The sequence below is a fragment of the Waltera acetigignens genome (genome assembly GCF_025567015.1).
Lineage (GTDB): Bacteria > Bacillota > Clostridia > Lachnospirales > Lachnospiraceae > Acetatifactor > Acetatifactor acetigignens.
In genome coordinates this window covers 20,086-39,047 of the sequence record NZ_JAOQJO010000011.1, presented here as the reverse complement: position 1 = coordinate 39,047, position 18,962 = coordinate 20,086, and the positions used below count along the sequence as shown (strand labels likewise).

Genomic DNA, 18,962 nt, shown 5'->3' with positions numbered 1-18,962 from the left:
CCGCTACAGACATTCGCATTCCGGGCTGTCGCCCTACTTGCTCACGGTGCGTCTTCTTTGGTGAATCACGCGCTTCTCCGTGCTTCGCACTCTCGAACCGCTACAGACATTCGCATTCCGGGCTGTCGCCCTACTTGCTCACGGTGCGTCTTCTTTGGTGAATCACGCGCTTCTTCGTGCTTCGCACTCTCGAACCGCTACAGCCATTCGCATTCCGGGCTGTCGCCCTACTTGCTCATGTCTGTTTGTCCGTCTAATGCATAGGCGTTCCTGACTGCAAGCAGTCGTCCCGCCTATGCATTGACAGACTATTCACCAAAGACTGCCTTATAATCTGCCTGGAACTTGGCGATACCGGCATCAGTCAGAGGATGCTTTACCATCTGCTCGATAACGGAGTAAGGAACGGTAGCAATATCCGCACCTGCCAGTGCACAATCGGTTACATGGATGGGATTACGCACGCTTGCTGCGATGATCTGGGTATCCAGATCGGTCACTGCGAAAATATCAGCGATATCACGGATCAGATCTACACCTCTGGTGCTGATATCATCCAGTCTGCCCAGGAAAGGAGATACATAGGTAGCACCTGCGCGGGCAGCCAACAGAGCCTGGTTCGCAGAGAAGATCAGGGTCACATTGGTCTTGATTCCCTCAGAGCTTAATACCTTACATGCTTTTAAACCTTCTACAGTCATAGGGATCTTAACGACCATATTCGGATGGATCGCTGCAATCTCTCTTCCTTCTTTGATCATACCCTCTGCATCTACGGTAGTAGCCTTTACCTCACCGCTGATAGGTCCGTCCACGATGGATGCAATCTCTTTGATCACTTCTACGAAATCTCTGCCCTCTTTTGCGATCAGGGAGGGATTGGTAGTTACTCCGCAAATAACCCCCATGTCATTTGCTTTCTTAATGTCTTCTACTTTTGCAGTGTCAATAAAAAAACGCATAACTCTTCTCCTTTTTGCTATGTAAATTTAATTGCTTCCGGTCCTCATACGCTTCTTTGAACCTTTAGTTACAGTATACTCATTTCTCTCCAAAACAGCAAGCACTTTTTTGAAAATTTCTTGATTGTGTTCGAGCACGGAACGTACAACTATGGGCAGTACAACTTCCGGACATAGTAAAAATCAGCTGCCCTACATGCACGTTTCCTCTCCCTCCCGGAATCATCCGTCACCATCAAAAGAGTACGCAGCATTTTGATCTCCGGGATACGATCCTTACGCTCTTCACAGGTTGCCATGGCGATCACTTTGCGAAGCCATTTTTCCTGTCTTTGCTCTTTTCGTCCGCAACGTTTTTCCGCATTACGCCTCCTTATTCCCCCAGATTGTCTGACTGTACCGTCTGTGTCATCTCCCAACATAACTGCCAGCAGTCTGCCCACTGCATAGACATCACTCTCTTCCCCGGGAATCTCCCCCGGCACGAACTGCTCCGGAGCGCTGAAGCTTCGGTTTCCCGCTCCCGACCAGTCCTGCTCCCGGTTCCACAGACATCCCAGATCCAGAATCCCCGCTCTGCCATCCACGCGGATGCGGATATTTTCCGGCTTCAGATCCCGGTAGAGAAACGGATGCGGCCGTTCATGCAGATATTGCAATCCCTCTGTAATCTGCAAAGCTATCCGGGCCGCCTGTCCCGGTGACAGTCTCCCCCTCCTGTCCAGCATTTTCCGCAAGTCACAGCCATCCCAGAATTCCATGACCAGATACCCCCATTCCCCGTCTGTCCAGTGTTCTCTGTAGGCCGGAAACAGAGGATGACAGATCTCTCTGCTGTTACGACACTCCTGTTCCCACTGTTCTGTAACTTTCGATATCTTACATGCCTGAAAGTCCCTTTTTTCGTCCCGGACGCGGTAAACCTTTGCGAAACTCCCCTTGCCCACAAATACCGGATCCCGATAGCCACGTTCATTTAATGATCTGCCCATATTTTCTGTTATTCTCTGCTCCATCCTTTTCCTCCCATAACCGGCAGGATCCACACCGCTCCCATGTGTGTTCCTCCGTGTCTCTCCGCCTTTTCTCCCAGTTCCTTCAGCCGTCTTGCAGCGCCTTCCACGCGTTCCCGTGCATCCGGTCTTCCTGCAATCTGCGGTTGCAGACATGCTGTCAGTTCCTCTTCACAGAAATTCAGGAACCCATTGTCCGCCATCAACATGGCCGTCCCCGGTTCCACTTCTCCCGCCATGCAGGATTCCTGCATCGTCCTCCATTGTGTCCTGCCGAATCTCTGAAAACATCCACAGATCCGCATTCTCCCGTGACTGAAAAACAATACTCTGCTCCCCACGCATAAGATTCCCGCATAACTGTCATCCTGCTTTTGCTGCCTTATAATGTCCATCCATTTCTCCTGCAATATTTCTTCCCGAAACGGCCTCCAGACATTCTCTCCTTCCAGTTCCTCCTCCATTTTGTTTTGCAGACTTCTTACCAGTTCCCCGTTGTCCGAGATACAGGCGCATACCACGGAAATCCCCAGCCTACGGTATTTTCGTTGCTGCAAAGATAAAAACAGCTCTGCAGGTGTTTCCTTTTGCCAATAACAGGCTGTCACATGCTCCATACGCATTCCTCCTTTTTTATTCTGTTTTGTCCGTACTGTTTCTTACTTCAGTGTTACATTGCTACATCAGGAAATTTTTGCCGATCGGCATGAAATTTTTCAAAGAAATGTGCCCTGCACAAATATAAAAAGAGCATACCATGCGGTATGCCCTTTGTCAACGGATCTTACTTATTGAACGTCTTGAATTATCCGGCTTATCCAAAGATATTAACCAGATCATTAAATAACAGGAACACCATCAGTACCATGAAGAACATCAGTCCAATAAAGTGTACCATGCCTTCTTTTTCGGGAGGCACCGGCTTGTGTGTGATGGCTTCCCAGATCAGGAATACCAGTCGGCCGCCGTCCAGCGCGGGGATCGGCAGAAGATTCAGAATTCCCAAGTTAACAGTAAGCATCAGGGTGATGTTCAACATATTCACCAGTACATTCTGCCAGCCGTAATCCTTGGTACTTTCGTAGGTCTTGCCAACAACATTTACCGCGATGCCTACAGGGCCTGCCACATCCTGCCTGGAGACCTGCCCCTGCACCAGCATCGCCAGACTCTTCCAGGTCATGTTCACGCAGTAGCGCATCTCATACCAGGAATACCGGAAGCTGTCCAATCCGGACAGTTCTACGAAATCCGCATTACTGATGCCGATCAGATAGCGGCCTTCGCTCTCATCGTACTTCGGTGTCAGCGTTGTAGTTCCCTTTACACCATCCCTTTCATATTCCACCGCTACTTCTCCGCCACGGTAAGTCAGAGTAAATAACTGTATTTCTTCATACAGGTGTATTTTACTGCCATTTAAGGAAAGTATCCTGTCTCCGGCCTCCAGTCCCGCTTCCTGTGCGGCGCCGCCATCCACGATCTCCGTGGCTACCGGATCACGGATCACAATCAGATTCACCATAATAAAGGCAATGATAAAGCCCAGAATAAAGTTAAATATCGGTCCTGCCAACACGGTGGAAATCCTCGCCCACACATTGGCGTTCAGGAAAGATCCGCTGTGATCTTCACCGTCCTCCTTCTCATTCAGACCGTCTTCCCCCTCAAACATACAGGCTCCGCCGATGGGAAGAAGCTTCAGGGAATATTTCGTGTCTCCTTTCTGGAAAGAAAACAGATTCGGGCCCATACCCACGGAAAATTCTATCACATGAATTCCATTGGCCTTCGCCAGCAGAAAATGTCCGAATTCATGTGAGATTACCACCACCCCAAAGATCAATACAAACAAGATCAAAGTAACCATTTATTGCCTCTCAGAATACACTTTTTCAATAAAATCATAGACAGATGCCTCTGTCTCCAGAATCTCCTCCACATTCGGATTCTCGATCACCTTATGCTGCTCCATGGCCTCACGGATCAGCTCCGGGATCTGAAGATAAGCGATCTTACGGTCTAAGAACAGTCCTACTGCTTTCTCGTTGGCTGCATTATACACCGTAGGCATACTGCCGCCGATGCGCTGTGCATCATAAGCCAGCTTCAGGCCAAAGAATGTCTCCATATCCGGCTTTTCAAATGTGATCTGTGCCAGTTCATAGAAGTCCAGACGTTTCCCCGGCATTGGACGCCGATCCGGATAAAACAGCGCATACTGGATCGGCAGTTTCATATCCGGAGTTCCCAACTGTGCGATCACCGCTCCGTCCACATACTGTACTGCGGAATGGATAATGCTCTGGGGATGCACAATGACCTGGATCTGGTCCAGATCCACACCGAACAGCCACTTTACTTCCATGACTTCCAGGCCTTTGTTCACCAGAGTGGAAGAATCAATGGTGATCTTCCGTCCCATGGACCAGTTGGGATGCTTCAAAGCATCCTCCACCTGAATATTTTGCAACTGCTCTCTGGTCCTGCCGCGGAACGGACCACCAGATGCTGTAAGCAGAATCTTCTCAATCCTTCCGGCCGGTTCTCCGTTCAGTGACTGGAAAATCGCGCTATGTTCACTGTCCACCGGCAGAATCTTCACACCCATTTTCGCCGCTAACGGCATAATGATATGACCTGCCGTTACCAGCGTCTCCTTGTTAGCCAGGGCAATATCTTTCCCTGCTTCAATGGCCGCGATCGTCGGTCTGATACCAATCATTCCCACAATCGCCGTCACTAATACCTGGGACTGCGGCATTGTTGCGATCTCCAACAGACCATCCATGCCACTGACGACTTTCACAGGTAAATCCGCCACACGGCTCCGAAGGTCTGCTGCCGCTTCCTCACTCCACATGCCTGCGATCAGAGGATGGAATTCTCTGATCTGCTGTTCCATCTGTTCTACGCTTTTTCCGGCAGCCAGTGCTGCCACCTGCAATTCCGGATTATTGCGAACGACTTCCAGAGTCTGGGTTCCGATGGAGCCGGTAGACCCCAGAATTGCTATTTTTTTCATAGTGCTATGCTCCTTGTATCTTACCTTTGGGACTAACGCAGTCCAATCATCAGAATGGCAAGAAAATACGTCATCGGTGCTGTCACCGTCATGCTGTCAAACCGGTCCATGATCCCACCATGTCCGGGGATCAGTTTGCCATAATCCTTGATGTTATGGTTCCTCTTGATGGCAGATGCCGCCAAGTCACCGACCATACTCATCACCGCGCCCGCCGCACAGATGAATGCGATTGTCCAGGTGATGATCTGATCAGGGAATGCCGCTTCCACAAAGAAATGTGCATACAAACCACCGATCAGGGCTGCTCCGGCGACACCGCCGATACATCCCTCGAGAGACTTATGCGGGCTTAATTCCGGGAAAATATGCTTCTTTCCGATCAGTTTGCCTACGACATAGGCACAGGTATCGCATCCCCATGAACTGATCAGGATCAGCCATACCAGATAAATTCCGTTCTCGCACTCGCGGGTCAGATAGGCAAAGGACAACAGCACCGGTGCATACAGGAAAGAGAACACTGCTGCCATGACCTGACTTGCCTGATATTTCGGAAAGGCTGCCACATAACAGAACATTTCCGCCATGAACAGTGCTACAATACACATCAGCAGTAATGTATGGTCTCTGGTGAAAAACAGTGTTGCATAATATGCCGTCACTCCCACAAAACCGATCCATTCCAGTGCATTAAATTTTTTCTCATCCGTTGCACATTTTAATGCCTTGGTAAGCTCTCTGTATGCAATCAGAGAAATAAGCCACAACGGCACTGCCAGAAACACATTGCCGAAGCTGAACGTAGCCAGTGCAATGGCAAGCAATACGATGCCACTGAGCAAACGGGTCCAAAACATAAGCTATTCCTCCTTCAGGCCGCCATATCTTCTGTCTCTATGATTATATGCTTCCACAGCCTTGATCAATTCTTCTTTTGTAAAATCCGGCCAGGGAACCGGGGTAAAATAAAACTCCGTATATGCCAGCTGCCACAACAGGAAATTGGAAATCCTCTGTTCATTGCAGGTTCGGATCAGCAGATCCGGATCCGGAATTCCAGCAGTATCCAGGTATCCTTCCAGAGTATCTGCCGTGATCCCTGCAGGATCCACTTCTCCACTCTGTACTTTTGCGGACAGTTTTTTCACTGCACGGACGATCTCATCCCTGCCTCCGTAATTAATGGCAATCTGGAAATGCAGGCCATCGTTGTTCTTTGTGGCCTCTTCCAGTTCCGCGATCCGCGTCCGGATATCCTCATCCAGTCTGGTCTTGTCACCCAGGACTCTGACACACATACGGTTCTTCTCCGCTGTCTTCAGACAGGTCTTCATATAATTGCGGAGCAGCTTCATCAGCGCGTCCACTTCATCCTGCGGGCGGTTCCAGTTCTCTGTAGAAAAAGCATATACTGTCAGATACTGGATTCCCATACGGTACGCCTCTTCACAGATCACTTCCACCGTCTTGGCTCCCTGCATATGCCCGTAATTGCGGGGCATTCCTTTTGCTTTGGCCCAACGGCCGTTGCCGTCCAGAATAATTGCTACATGATTCGGAATTTTCAGATTCTCTTCCATAGTTTTAAACCTTCTTAAACCGTCATGATTTCCTTGGACTTGCTGTCGATCAGAGCATCAATATCCTTTACATACTTGTCGGTAAGCTTCTGCAGATCATCTTCCAGACCCTTGATCTCATCTTCGGATACTTCTGTCTTTGCCAGCTTCTTGAAGGCATCGTTGCCGTCTCTTCTGATATTACGGATAGCTACTTTGCCTTCCTCACCCTTCTTCTTTACTTCTTTTACCAGATCTTTTCTGCGTTCCTCGGTAAGCTCCGGGAATACCAGGCGGATCACACTGCCGTCGTTGGAAGGGTTGATACCGATATCGGAAGTCATGATTGCTTTCTCGATCTCTTTGATCAGAGACTTCTCCCAGGGAGCGATCTGGATGATACGTGCCTCGGGAACGGTTACATTACCCACCTGCTGAATAGGGGTAGGCGTTCCATAGTAGTCAACTCTCAGTTTGTCTAATACATGAGGGTTCGCACGTCCCGCACGGATAGCAGCAAAATCTGCCTCCAGAAACTCATAAGCCTTCTGCATCTTGTCACTATATACCTGTACTCTTGCGTCCATTGTTTTCCTCTCTTCTGCGCTCTGCGCCTTTCCATTTTTATTTTCTGAAATTATACGGTTACCTTGGTTCCGTTGAACTTGCCCTTCAAGGTATTCACAATGCTGTTCTCTTCATTCAGGCCGAATACCCACATGGGCATCTTGTTGTCTCTGGCCAGAATGGAAGCGGTCATATCCACTACCTGAAGATTCTTGGCAATTACTTCATCAATAGATACTTCATCATATTTCTTCGCTGTAGGATCTTTGGCGGGATCTGCATTGTAGACACCGTCGATTGCCTTAGCCAGCAGAATGACATCTGCCTCTACCTCAATGGCACGAAGAACAACGCCGGTATCGGTGGAGAAATAAGGGTGTCCCGTACCACCTGCGAAGAACACTACCATACCTTTGGCAAAATATTTATTTGCTCTGTCCTTGGAAAACAGCTTGGTAAAGGATCCGCACTCAAAAGGTGTCAGGATATTGGTCATCATGCCTACGGAACGGAAAATCTCGGAGACATAAATACAGTTCATGATCGTAGCCAGCATTCCGATCTGGTCTGCCTTGGTACGGTCAATGTTCTCACTGGAACGTCCTCTCCAGAAATTGCCACCACCGATAACGATACCTACCTGAATACCGTCATCTACCAGTTCCTTTACCTGTAATGCTACCTTTCTGACGGTCTCCTCGTCAAAACCGGTCTTCTTCTCTCCTGCCAGTGCTTCTCCACTAAGCTTCAGTAATATTCTCTTCATGGTCATATGCTCCTTATTTTACTTTCTTTTTCTCGGGCTTGTAATCATCGAAGAAGGAAGTCGGGCTGACATCCGCATAGCACTGAGAGCACATACCTTCGATTACGGCACCGTTGTTGATCTGTACGGACTTGGACTTGATGTTGCCCATTACGATGGCGGAAGAATCCAGCACTACAGGTCCCTGTACATCAATATCGCCCTTTACCGCACCTGCAATAGCTGCGCTGATGGCAGTGATGTTGCCGATGACTACAGAACTTGCACCGATTTTTACAGAACCTTCGCTGACGATCTCACCGTTGATCTTGGCTCCCTCTGCAAAGATCTCGGCAGCCTTGGAATTTCCATTGATATATCCGGTAATATTCAGTTTGCCCAGAATATCAATATTTCCGTTGATCGTACCTACCAGATCCATAGATCCTTCAGAACTTACATCTCCGGTGATAACCATACCTGCGGTGATAACTGCTGTTTCATCTGATGCGATTTTTGCGTCCATTCTCTTCTCTGCTCCTTTGCTATTCTCTGTATTCTCCTGCTTCAGAACACTGTCCACAGTCATATCGTTCTGAAGTATACTGTCCAGATCCAGTTCCGGTACGGCCTCTCCTATGGGAGCTTCCTCTATCCGGGATTCTTCTGCCGTTGTTTCCTCTTCCGGCTGTTCTTCTTTTTCCTGGGGAATTTCAATAGAATCCAGGTTCTTCAACATTTCTTCCAATGCTGCATTGTCATTTGGTGTCTCTTCCGCCTGCGGCTCCATCGGAGTCTCTTCCGTTGTCTCCTGCGTATTTTCCACCGGCTGCTCCTTCGTCTCTTCCACGGCTGCCTGATCCAGCTCTTCCTCCGGCATCAGTTCATTGACCGCCTGGGACAGATCTTCCTTCAAGTCTGAGAAAAATCCCATGATTATGTACCTCCATTTGTTTCTTGTTATTTATCAGCGGTTTTTGCGTTCTGCGAACGATCAAAACCGCAACAGGCATTCTCTTCTTACAGGTATTCCTACTCTATATGATGAATCGGCCTGGTATTTTCCGTAATCGGCAGGATCACTGTATCCGGCCGGGCCAGAATATTCTCTATGATATCCGGCAAAGCTTCCACTGTAGTCGGCTTCTCCGCGGAATCATGCAACAGTATGATAGACGTGTCTCTGGTATCGATATCCTTGGTACAGTTTTCCAGTAATGTATCCGTGGATAACTTCATGCTTCCGCCGTCTCCGGAGGACACATTCCAGTCGTAGTATTCCACTCCCTGACTGTCCAGATAATCGATAAAATCATGCATATCGATCTCGCTGATCGTATTGGAGCTTCCACCCGGGAACCGGTAACAGACACTCTCCACTCCGGTGGCCTGATAGATGGAGTCCCTGATCCGGGCAAAATCCTGTGTAAAACTGTCCATTGATTCGTACAATTCCTTATATTTATGACTGTATGAATGCATTCCCAGCGTATGTCCTTCGTCAACGATCCTTTGCAGCGCCTCTTCTGCATTGGTTCCTTCTTTTCCCACCACAAAAAATGTGGCTTTGACATTGTAGCTGTCTAAAATATCCAGGATGTCATTCGTATAAATACTGGGGCCATCGTCGAACGTCAGATACACCTTGTGAATTTCTTCCTGCCCGGAACTTTCCTCCGCCACCGGCTCTGAAGCTTCTGCGCCGGAACTGTCCTCCTGTATCTGAGGTGTCTGTACCGGTGTACTCTTCTGCTCCTGCAACTGCTGCAGCAGCGTCTGTAACTCCTGATTCCGGATATCCAGTTCATCCAGTCTCTGCTCCAGTGTCTTCAAAGTTCCGTCAATCGTATGCAGCCTGCAGATCAGATACACACAGCACAGGAGCGGAATCACGATTCCCGCCGCCACGATACCTATGATCATCTTCTTCAACCGCTGCACTCTTTTTCGCCGGGCTTCCGGCAATGTCTGTTGCAGTTCTTTTGCCATGAATCTGTTAACGTCTCTCTTCCTATTTCGAAAATCTCAGCCTCCATCAGACAAGACTTCTGTAACAGTATAGCATATTCCACTTTTTTGGGAAAGAGATTTATGTAAAATGTTATTTTGTAACGCAGGAAGCCGCAGGAGATATTGCTATCTCTGCGGCTTCCTGCGTTATAATTTCATTCCCCTGTTTGTATTCCCCGTATGCCTGGGTTCCCTACCCAATTTCCTGCATTCTTCGTTCCGGATAATGTCCCATAATGAAATTATGGAAAAAGAGTTCCGGAAGATGGTGACTCCGAAAGCGATACCAGATATCCTCCGGTACATTATCAAACTGCCAGATCTGTCCGTTGTTTGCAAATTCGATTTCCAACATTTGCTGCTGGGCATCGTACCCGGCAGACTTGATCATGGGATTTGCCCACATTATTCGCTTCATCTTTTGTTCTCTCTTTCTCATTCTGCTTATTGTCACCCCTGACATAAATGTCCATTAGCTGTAAGGCGTTCAGCTGTATCTTTTTCCTGAAAGATTTCCCCTTATACTTTCACGTGAAGATTTTTGTCCCACCCACTGTGACAATTGCAGTATATTTTATTTTTCCCTTCGTTTTCCCTTATGCAGGTTTTAGCATACTTTCTGAATACATTGTTGTATCCCAACCCCCAGTGGTTCCTGCTGCAAGTAATATGTACTTTGTATTTCTGCAGTTCATACATTATTAAGTTTTTTCGTAAGTGTAGCAAGGGTTTATTGTGTGTTGTTTGTTACCTGGTAGTTCTAATTGTTATAGTACGAATTTGAAGGCACCGGTGTCGTTTTCTACTTCTTCATAAACGTCGTAGTTGGCGTAATGGACACATGTGACACGGTAGGTTTTTCCATTAACGGCATCGGGGTATGTAAGTTCTCCCATAAAAATATCTTCATTATAATTTTCTGCTCCATCAGAAGTCATCACTGTCTTCCATCCATACCACATTTTCTGTTGAACTTTAATATCCTTTACCCCAATAACAGATGATTCTTTAAATGATGATGTTGAAAAAGTCATTTCCAATCCATTCAAAGTAAATGCTAAAACAATCTCACAATCTGTCATTGTCGTTATAGGACGTACCGCAGAATTATAATCCGCAGTTGTAACAGATACATTTGTCGGCACCTCTACCGCTTCAGTACTTATCATTTCTTCCGCTTGTACTTTCATCTCCGATGTAGGCATAGCAAAAATCATTATCATCAATGCAGCTATTATTTTTGTACTCCACTTTTTCCTAGTTTTCCTCAATACAATTTTCTCCTTTCCTTCGTAAAAAGCTGCTACACTTTTAAGGGTACGGCCTGCACTTTCTGTCCCTCTATATACTTCATGACAAATCATTCAAAGTTCTTACAATATTTTTTCAAAAAATTGATTAAAGTTGATTGCATTAGTAACTTCTACTGCCACGCTTCAGAAAAAGAATTGCACGACTAACTTCTGCTTTGCCCTGTTTCTCTCCATTTTCAGGTTGTTTTTCATCCCTTTCTGACCTATAATAATTAAAAATGAATGGATTTTAGGGTACACTAAAGGAAGCCTCCAAAAGTCTTTTGCACGAGTAACTTCTGGTTGCCATCAACTGTTTATTCTTTTCTGTATCCTCCTGCCTGTTTTATTTATTTCAATAGTTCAGGCTTCAGACAGATTTCATCGGGTGGGATGATCTCCAGTCCAAGCTTTTCCATTGCATTTTTGTCAAATGACTTCAGGGCCTTCTTCATGGGTGTCGAACCATGAAGTTTAGGCCTTGTTGTATTATTGATGTGATTTACCATACGTAACACCTGCTCCTGGTTCAATCCATCAAACGAACTTCCCTTTGGCAGTACATATCTTATGTACTCATGATTCTTTTCCAGTTCTCCCTTTTGCTCAGAATGTCTCGATTCACAATAAAACACTCTGGTACGCTTCTTCCCGTCATGTCCTTTTTCAAACAACTCCGGATCTGCAAACTCACATCCATTATCTGTCAGTATTACAGGAAACAGTTCCCGAAACATTTCACTTCCCAACGTCTCTTCCAACCAGTCAAAAGTAGCTACGGTATTCTTCATTTCTTTGGTTTCAATCAGAAATGCCAGCATCAGATTGTTTTCCGGCCATAACAGCGTATGAAGTAATTTTCCGCCTTTATTTCCTTCCACTGTGTCCATCTGTACCACTCGTATGCCTTCGTTTTTCGCAATAAAGTCAAGATAGTCTGAATAATGATGTCCTTCTTTTTTACGATAGCTGATTTTTGGAGTTGGAACGCTTCTCACTCTTTTTCGATATCTTACCGTTCTCCGCATATCCAGATTTCTTGCGGTCAGATAGCCGGCACTGATATACTTATAAAGCGTTCGTTCCCCACAGGGAATCTCTTCTGCATGATGCGCCAGGATATGTGCCAGGGGCTGTCCTTTCCTGATCAGCGGGCTCACAAGACTGTCCAATGCTGCCAGTTCATCTCTGGTCATGTCTATTCCCTGTCTGGATTTCCTAAGCGTTTCACAGTACTCCTTATGGGCATAATCAGCGTTATACAGGTACTTATCAAACAGACAGCTGATGGACTTGGGGCAGTTATTGCACACATAAGGCGCCTTGTGTTCTATTGGGCATGGTGTATCCACAAAGTCAGGACACAGCTTATTGCAGCTGATACACTCCCGGCATGGAATTCTGCACTTATGTCCCTTCTTCTTTTTACACACATCCCAACGCCTGCAGCTATTTCGGTATTTACACCGGTTGGGACTTGCATGAAGTATGCCATCCCTGTTTCGCAACTTATGATAACGATGCCTGCGTATTTCCTTGGAAACCGTATCAGGTGAACAGCCTATAATGTATGCAATCTCTTTAAAGGTACGATGTTCTTTCAATCCCTTCTGAATTTCATGCCTGTCATCCCAAGTTAAATGTGTCCCCTTTTTCCTTTCTTCTTTCGGCATAGGACCTCCTTCTGCAGGAGGATACCTATTCCGTATACCATTGCATGACTAACTTATGGTTTCTATACCCAAATCAGATTTTTAAAATTCATTCAACGAAAATTGATTAAAATTGATTAAAAGTTGATTAAGGTTGATTAAAGTTGACCACAATTGATCTAAAGCAGATTCAAATATAGCCTTTTATAAAAAAACTAGGGAATCTTATCTCAATTCCCTAGTTTTCTCACTTGTTTATATTTGATTCTAATATCAAATTTTTATATTCTACTACTATACTTTGAAGACTGCTTTCGTCTTCATTACTCATGACAATATACTTTTCCTTTCCAAAATAAAAGTACATTAAATATGTATTTTGTCTCGATAATTCTTTTTTAGAAAGGACATCAAAAATTATTCCATCATCTTCAAATTCCCTTTCAAAAATATACCCCGGATATATTTCACGAACACGTAAAATTTCTTGTGGATACACTATAATTTCAAATCGAATAATGTCTTTATTTCCTCTCATAAAAACATATATATTATCTTTATGTGTACTTCTAATTATTTTGGAATAAATAAAACTGTATTCTGATAATTCCTGAATATCACATACCTGTTCTACATATCTTCTATACTCCTTTGGCACCTCATCTATACTATAATATCTCCCTGTTAAAACATTATTAAATTCCTCCACTCCTTCCGGTGCCGTAATCATAGTCGTCCCTTCCTCGTTCTTATCCATCCACCAGAAGAAACCTCCATGCTTCTCCGCATTGGCAACTACCTGCCATGAACCGCCAAGTATCATTACGACAAGCAGCGCTACTGTCACCACTACAAATCTGCGTCTGTGAAAGTACCAGAGCACTTTATGAAGCTTACCCTCCCTGGGCTTGTCCTCCTCTTTCTCTGCAACAGGTTCACTTTTGTCCTTCTCTTCTTCGGTGCCAAGCAACAGGCGCTCCTCTTCTTCCCTTTCCTCACAATGTTTCCAGAAATCATCCAATGCCTCTTCCACAGGCAATTCATCTTCTACATTGTCTTCCTCTGTTTTCAGGTTGTCCAGCAGTTTCATTAATGTCTGTACTTCATCCGCATCAAACTCTTCATCTGATGCTTTCATAATGTACCAGTCCAACCGCTTGGTAAGCTCCTGAATCAGGCTTTCGTTATCCTGCTTCTTCATTTTAATTCCAATTCCTTTCCCTTCTGCATATCCTTATCTGGTGTAATATTGGTCCCTCGTTAAGTACATGATTCTTTTTTGTCAATTCTTACAGATTTTTTGTATTTTTTGTCGATACCGGACTCGTCGGGTATGTTTTGGGCTATCTTGCTTCTCAATCTGCTGATCCTGACACTCATATTGTTCTCGGATATTTTCTCAAGTTGTGCCAGCTCAGAAATTGAATACCCGTGAAGAAAATATTTGTAAAATCTGTTCTTCTCCTCTTCCGTCAGGCCTTTCGTTATTATGAGATCAAGTTCTGATTTTCCGTAACCGTCTTCCGTGAATGTATATTCGTCGGCATCCAGGTCGACTTCACATTCTATCTTCTTCAATGACTTATTCAGTTCACGTATTTTATTCTTGGCAGTATTGATCAGCCATCCCATTGGATTGGAATGTTCACAGAGAATATCCCACTTTTTATACGCAACATAATACGTTTCTTGCAGGACATCCTTTGCCAGTTCCTTGTCTGCCACCCTGTAGCGGATAAACTTGTATATTTCCGCCTGTGTCCTACGGTACATCTCATCAAATTCTTGATGGTCTCCTGTTGTCTCTTCTTTCTGCATGTGCACCTACCATCGCCTCATATAGAGGTTTTATCTTTCTAAAATATTTACTCTATAATTTAACATTTATCCCCGTACTAAATATAGATGATTTTACTATAAAGTAAAAATTTGTTTTACATCTGCTTATATTTTACTTTTCGTAGATTTTGTGTCAATTTTTTCTCATCGACAAATACTGTTAAAATTTGCAATTTTTGTTGTTGACAAACGGTATCTCTTTTGTTAGAATGAATCACGGTGATTGCGTTAGCCGTCACGTGATGCTGCTGTGGCTCAGTCGGTAGAGCGTCGCATTGGTAGTGCGGAGGTCACGGGTCCGATTCCCGTCAGCAGCTCTCATATAAGAAGCGGAAACATTGATTTTACAGTGTTTCCGCTTTTTGTTTTTCACAAACGCTGTAGATTTTCTTACTGCAAATCTCATCTCTGTCACAAAATTATAAATCCTCCAATAATACATGTGCCGGTATCTCCAGCACTTCAGCAATATCAAATATTACCTCCAAAGAAAACGGCTGGTCACAATTCGGTGCCTCGATCTTGGTGAGATAGCTGATACTAATACTTACTCTGTCCGCCAACTGCTCCTGTGTAAGTCCTCGTTGTTTTCGATATTTTTTAATCGCCTGTCCTATAATTTTATATTGTTCCGAATGTTTCTGACTCATTCCCTCATCTCCTGTTTCCTACCTCTACAATTCTAAAGGATAATGAAAGAATGAATGTTTCAGTCATAATGAAAGTTATGGGTAAAAAAATACCGATTTATTTTGCATCCGTTTCCAATGCCTGATAAATCGGTATTTCATAAACAATTATTTTCTTCCTAATAGTTTAATCTCTGCGTAATGTAAATTTGCCTACCACTTCATTTAAGGAATATGCCTGTGCCGACAATTCCTCGCTGGTTGCAGAAGATTCCTCCGCAGATGCGGAATTGGATTGTACGACCTCCGAAATCTGAGTCACTCCCACTTCTGCCTGTTCCATTGCCTGTGCCTGCGCTGTTGATTCTTCACTAAGTCTCCTGGAATCTGCTGCGATCTCCTTAACTCCGGTCACAATCTGCTCCAGTGATTCCGCTGCCGCTTCAGCGGCCTGATTTCCCCTCTCAATTTCCTGCAGAGAGCCTTCGATCAGACTTCTGGTATCCACTGCGGACTGTGCACTCTGTTCTGCCAGTTTGCGAATCTGTTCTGCCACAACAGCAAAGCCTCTTCCTGCTTCCCCTGCTCTGGCAGCCTCGATTGCGGCATTCAATGACAGCAGGTTGGTCTGACTGGCAATGTCTTCGATTTCTGCAATAATATTCTGAATCTTTTTGGACGTATCGTTGATTCGATCCATCTCTTCCATAAGAGATTTCATCTGTGCATGTCCGGCATCCGCCTGCTGTGCATAATTTTCCGCCTTCCGGGTGGTCTTCTGCAATTCACCCGCCGTACGGTTCACTGCATCCGCGATATTTGTAATTGTTGCTGTCAGTTCCTCCACCGAACCTGCCTGATCGGTAGCTCCCTCCGCAAGGGACTGGGCAGATTCTGCCAGATTCTCAGCGCCGGCTGATACCTGTTTTGCAGCTTCTTCTACTTGCTGCAGCGTACCGTTCATCTGACGGTTCATTTTACGCATGGCATCCTTCAATGCCACAAACTGTCCTACATATTTATCCTCAATCTTAGTGCCGATAGCATAATTTCCCTCTGCCATCTGTCCCAGAAGTTCTCCGGCATCCGTAATGATCATATCCAGATCCGATGCCATCCCCTTTGCCACCTGTATCATATAAGAAATCTCATCTTCCGTTGCACACTCCGGAAATGCGCTGCTTAAATCTCCCTGTGCGAAGGTCTGCAGACGATCTGCCAATGCTATCATGGGCTTTTCTATGTCTTGCGCCATTTTTCGTCCCAGGATCACCGAACTCCAGAAAGAAACCACAACGATTGCCAGGATCACCAACAGCATATTCCGTTCCATTGCCCGCAGATCCGCTTCCGCACGGTCACCTTTCTGCACGCACAGGTTCATCAGTTCAACGAATTCTGCATAAATCTGTTCATATTGAGCCGTCAAATCTGTCGTATCCAGTTCCTGCGCTTCCAGATAACCATCCGCATCATCCGAAGTTGCCAATTCCAAGATTCGTGCATCCAGCTCCCAATAGCCGTCAAGTTCCGTCAAGACCGCATTGTAAGCTTCTCTTCCCTCGGAGAATTTGAGTGTTCTGCTCAATTCATCCATATAAGTTTCGAATGCCTCTTTCTTCTGGTCATGCAGAGCTGTCTGCTTTTCGATCACAGCTTCATCATCATACCCGACCACTGCGCGCAATGCACTTCTACTCTCCGAAAAAGCGGTCATCGCCTTACCGATATCCCCCTGTGTAAAACCATACCGATTCAGTGCTTTTTCATACTGCGCCGCAGCAATCAGAAGCGCTCCGATTCCAATGATTGCAGCTACCGCTCCAATTACCGCCACTTTTGTGAATCCCTTTGTCAATCGCTTCTTAATACCCTGTTGCTTTTGTGTTGCCATATATCGGTCCCCCTTGTTATTTATAAAAAATGCCATAATTTGCATTTTCATGTAAATTGTAGCACTTTCTGTTTTCCTCTTCAACTGTACGAAGGAATCACTTTTCTCATGTTTTCTGGTCTTTCATTATCTCTTCCGACAAAACCTCTATCCTATGTCTTGACATCTTATCACAATCTTTTTTTATGTCAGTACAATAGTTCAAAAATTTCTCCTTATCTGCATGGTACAGTAAATACATGATATTATAACAGGTATGATATCTATTCTGATCTACGTCCCCCACAGGAAAAGACGTCTTATTATACAGCTGATCCACTTTTGTCATTATGATCTCATGGTAATAACTGTTGCTAAAATAATTTCTGAGTTTATATGAAAATTGGTACGCTTTTTCCCCGTGGGTTGTGATCCTCAAATGTTCTACATATGTCTCAATCAAAAATTCTTTCATGTTTTCATTTTCTTCCATGTATATTATTTTCACCTTGTCTGAAGACATATGGAATAAATCATAAGAGTGCGTTAAAATTTCTTCTTTTCCATCTCTGACTGCCTGTTTTAGCATTTTGTTTAACCCGTTTTTATATATGGTTAAAACATCCTCATTATCTTCCTCCAGAATATCACTCCATACCATATAGGAATCTGCAAATTCGTTTAATTCCACAATGTTTTTTGCCTGAAGCAATCCCTTTTTTAAATCCGGCAGCATTACTTTTATCTCTGCATCTGTCTTATAATAATTGGGTTTATCTCCCGATTTAAGAAACAGTCGATACTCGGCTTCTAATTGTTCTTTATCAAGCGTCCCCTCCTGATAGTATCTCAACAGCATTCCGGTCAAATTATTACTGCTCTTTGTACCATAAAGATATTTCCCTATTCTATGCTCCAACGTATTTTCAATACTGCTCACCATCTTTTTCACCGAATCCGTATTGTTGGGATCATCCTCCTTATAATACAGATTGTGTGTACTTTCAACGACGATGGCATAACATATCAGTCTCAGTTCCTCCAAAAATTCATCTTTATTGCAGTCTTCGCAAAATAATATTACATCATCATAAAATCGCTGCGCCTTTTCAAGTGTCCGCAAGTTTTCCACTTTATGAAGGTTTAGAAATTTTTCAATAAATTGAGCATGGATATGCAATTTACTCCACTCGACACTCTCTGCCCGTTCCGTAATAGCATATGTTCGTTCAATTACCTTTTCACTGTATTTGTCAAATATCTCTTTTTTATCTTTTGACATTTCTGCGGTATTCGCAACGAGTATAACTTTCACATAATTACATTGTTTCAGTTCCTCTATGATTCCAAATATCTCTTCCAAATTCATATTACTGTTCATTCTTTCCAGATCGTCTATGACCACAATGTGAAGGAATGTAAATTCTTTGGACAATAATAAAAATAGTTCTCTTTCGTTTGCTATATTTTGTACCACATCCCGGGCCTGTCCGACTTTATCCCAGACCTTTGCTGCGCCTTCTATGATATTATTAGCTATTTCACCAATCTTCCCGCCGACATTATTCTTCAATGCCAGTTGAAACAATACTTCATGATATATTTGTCTCGCATCTGTCATTCCGAACATTGATATTTTACAAACGTCCGGATTTCCTGCCAACGCCTCATTTACCGCATAAGACTTCCCGACACCCCAGGTTCCATCAAACAAGATGGTCTTATAAGGTAAGTCATTGATATTGCCAATTATAGTTTTTATTTTATCTGCTCTCATTTTTTCCTCTCTGTAC

Annotated in this window: 19 protein-coding genes and 1 tRNA gene; 1 reads left to right on the top strand and 19 read right to left on the bottom strand. The window is 44.6% G+C overall.

The window, feature by feature from the left end:
• Positions 1 to 308 precede the first annotated feature (308 nt).
• The 16 genes from fsa to OCV96_RS11100 form a co-directional block, all read right to left on the bottom strand.
• Positions 309 to 962: a fructose-6-phosphate aldolase gene (fsa, locus tag OCV96_RS11175; protein ID WP_022312177.1), complete on the bottom strand. Its 654-nt coding sequence runs from the start codon at positions 960 to 962 to the stop codon at positions 309 to 311.
• A 149-nt stretch (positions 963 to 1,111) separates the two neighbouring features.
• On the bottom strand, positions 1,112 to 1,978 hold the full coding sequence (locus OCV96_RS11170) for a serine/threonine protein kinase (protein ID WP_227064510.1): 867 nt from the start codon (positions 1,976 to 1,978) through the stop codon (positions 1,112 to 1,114).
• Positions 1,963 to 2,592, bottom strand: a complete 630-nt coding sequence (locus OCV96_RS11165; protein WP_227064509.1) for a hypothetical protein — start codon at positions 2,590 to 2,592, stop codon at positions 1,963 to 1,965. Before OCV96_RS11165 ends, OCV96_RS11170 begins: the two co-directional genes overlap by 16 nt.
• Positions 2,593 to 2,789: 197 nt before the next feature.
• The gene (gene rseP / locus OCV96_RS11160; protein ID WP_022312175.1) at positions 2,790 to 3,845 is read right to left on the bottom strand and encodes an RIP metalloprotease RseP; all 1,056 of its coding nucleotides are present in this window, start codon (positions 3,843 to 3,845) and stop codon (positions 2,790 to 2,792) included.
• Positions 3,846 to 5,000, bottom strand: a complete 1,155-nt coding sequence (locus OCV96_RS11155) for a 1-deoxy-D-xylulose-5-phosphate reductoisomerase (RefSeq protein WP_022312174.1) — start codon at positions 4,998 to 5,000, stop codon at positions 3,846 to 3,848. It lies immediately after the preceding gene.
• A 32-nt stretch (positions 5,001 to 5,032) separates the two neighbouring features.
• Positions 5,033 to 5,860: a phosphatidate cytidylyltransferase gene (locus OCV96_RS11150; protein WP_227064508.1), complete on the bottom strand. Its 828-nt coding sequence runs from the start codon at positions 5,858 to 5,860 to the stop codon at positions 5,033 to 5,035.
• Between the two features lie 3 nt (positions 5,861 to 5,863).
• Positions 5,864 to 6,583 (bottom strand): undecaprenyl pyrophosphate synthase, encoded by a 720-nt coding sequence (gene uppS, locus OCV96_RS11145; RefSeq protein WP_022312178.1) that lies wholly within the window; start codon positions 6,581 to 6,583, stop codon positions 5,864 to 5,866.
• A gap of 14 nt (positions 6,584 to 6,597) precedes the next feature.
• Positions 6,598 to 7,149: a ribosome recycling factor gene (gene frr, locus OCV96_RS11140; protein WP_022312179.1), complete on the bottom strand. Its 552-nt coding sequence runs from the start codon at positions 7,147 to 7,149 to the stop codon at positions 6,598 to 6,600.
• 50 nt (positions 7,150 to 7,199) lie between these two features.
• On the bottom strand, positions 7,200 to 7,895 hold the full coding sequence (pyrH, locus tag OCV96_RS11135) for a UMP kinase (RefSeq protein WP_117467295.1): 696 nt from the start codon (positions 7,893 to 7,895) through the stop codon (positions 7,200 to 7,202).
• Between the two features lie 13 nt (positions 7,896 to 7,908).
• Positions 7,909 to 8,808, bottom strand: coding sequence for a polymer-forming cytoskeletal protein (locus tag OCV96_RS11130; RefSeq protein WP_117467297.1), 900 nt, complete (start codon positions 8,806 to 8,808; stop codon positions 7,909 to 7,911).
• 98 nt (positions 8,809 to 8,906) lie between these two features.
• Complete coding sequence (locus tag OCV96_RS11125; protein ID WP_262594538.1) at positions 8,907 to 9,863, bottom strand: polysaccharide deacetylase family protein; 957 nt, start codon at positions 9,861 to 9,863, stop codon at positions 8,907 to 8,909.
• A gap of 214 nt (positions 9,864 to 10,077) precedes the next feature.
• Positions 10,078 to 10,302, bottom strand: a complete 225-nt coding sequence (locus OCV96_RS11120; protein WP_022312183.1) for a KTSC domain-containing protein — start codon at positions 10,300 to 10,302, stop codon at positions 10,078 to 10,080.
• Positions 10,303 to 10,651: 349 nt separating this feature from the next.
• Positions 10,652 to 11,248, bottom strand: a complete 597-nt coding sequence (locus OCV96_RS11115) for a hypothetical protein (RefSeq protein ID WP_262594536.1) — start codon at positions 11,246 to 11,248, stop codon at positions 10,652 to 10,654.
• A gap of 278 nt (positions 11,249 to 11,526) precedes the next feature.
• Entirely contained in the window at positions 11,527 to 12,849 is a 1,323-nt protein-coding gene (locus OCV96_RS11110) for a helix-turn-helix domain-containing protein (RefSeq protein WP_418632010.1), read from the bottom strand.
• Between the two features lie 226 nt (positions 12,850 to 13,075).
• Positions 13,076 to 14,029 (bottom strand): hypothetical protein, encoded by a 954-nt coding sequence (locus OCV96_RS11105; RefSeq protein WP_262594534.1) that lies wholly within the window; start codon positions 14,027 to 14,029, stop codon positions 13,076 to 13,078.
• Positions 14,030 to 14,088: 59 nt separating this feature from the next.
• The gene (locus tag OCV96_RS11100) at positions 14,089 to 14,646 is read right to left on the bottom strand and encodes an RNA polymerase sigma factor (RefSeq protein WP_022312287.1); all 558 of its coding nucleotides are present in this window, start codon (positions 14,644 to 14,646) and stop codon (positions 14,089 to 14,091) included.
• A 265-nt stretch (positions 14,647 to 14,911) separates the two neighbouring features.
• Between OCV96_RS11100 and OCV96_RS11095 the strand changes: the two genes are divergently transcribed.
• Positions 14,912 to 14,984: transfer RNA gene (locus OCV96_RS11095), tRNA-Thr, on the top strand.
• A 102-nt stretch (positions 14,985 to 15,086) separates the two neighbouring features.
• On the opposite strand, the gene OCV96_RS11090 is transcribed toward OCV96_RS11095, so the two are convergent.
• The 3 genes from OCV96_RS11090 to OCV96_RS11080 all read right to left on the bottom strand — a co-directional run bounded on the left by OCV96_RS11090 (position 15,087) and on the right by OCV96_RS11080 (position 18,946).
• On the bottom strand, positions 15,087 to 15,317 hold the full coding sequence (locus tag OCV96_RS11090) for a helix-turn-helix domain-containing protein (RefSeq protein ID WP_022313259.1): 231 nt from the start codon (positions 15,315 to 15,317) through the stop codon (positions 15,087 to 15,089).
• A gap of 166 nt (positions 15,318 to 15,483) precedes the next feature.
• The gene (locus OCV96_RS11085) at positions 15,484 to 17,190 is read right to left on the bottom strand and encodes a methyl-accepting chemotaxis protein (RefSeq protein ID WP_262594532.1); all 1,707 of its coding nucleotides are present in this window, start codon (positions 17,188 to 17,190) and stop codon (positions 15,484 to 15,486) included.
• 106 nt (positions 17,191 to 17,296) lie between these two features.
• Entirely contained in the window at positions 17,297 to 18,946 is a 1,650-nt protein-coding gene (locus OCV96_RS11080) for a P-loop NTPase fold protein (protein ID WP_118730940.1), read from the bottom strand.
• Positions 18,947 to 18,962: the final 16 nt, after the last annotated feature.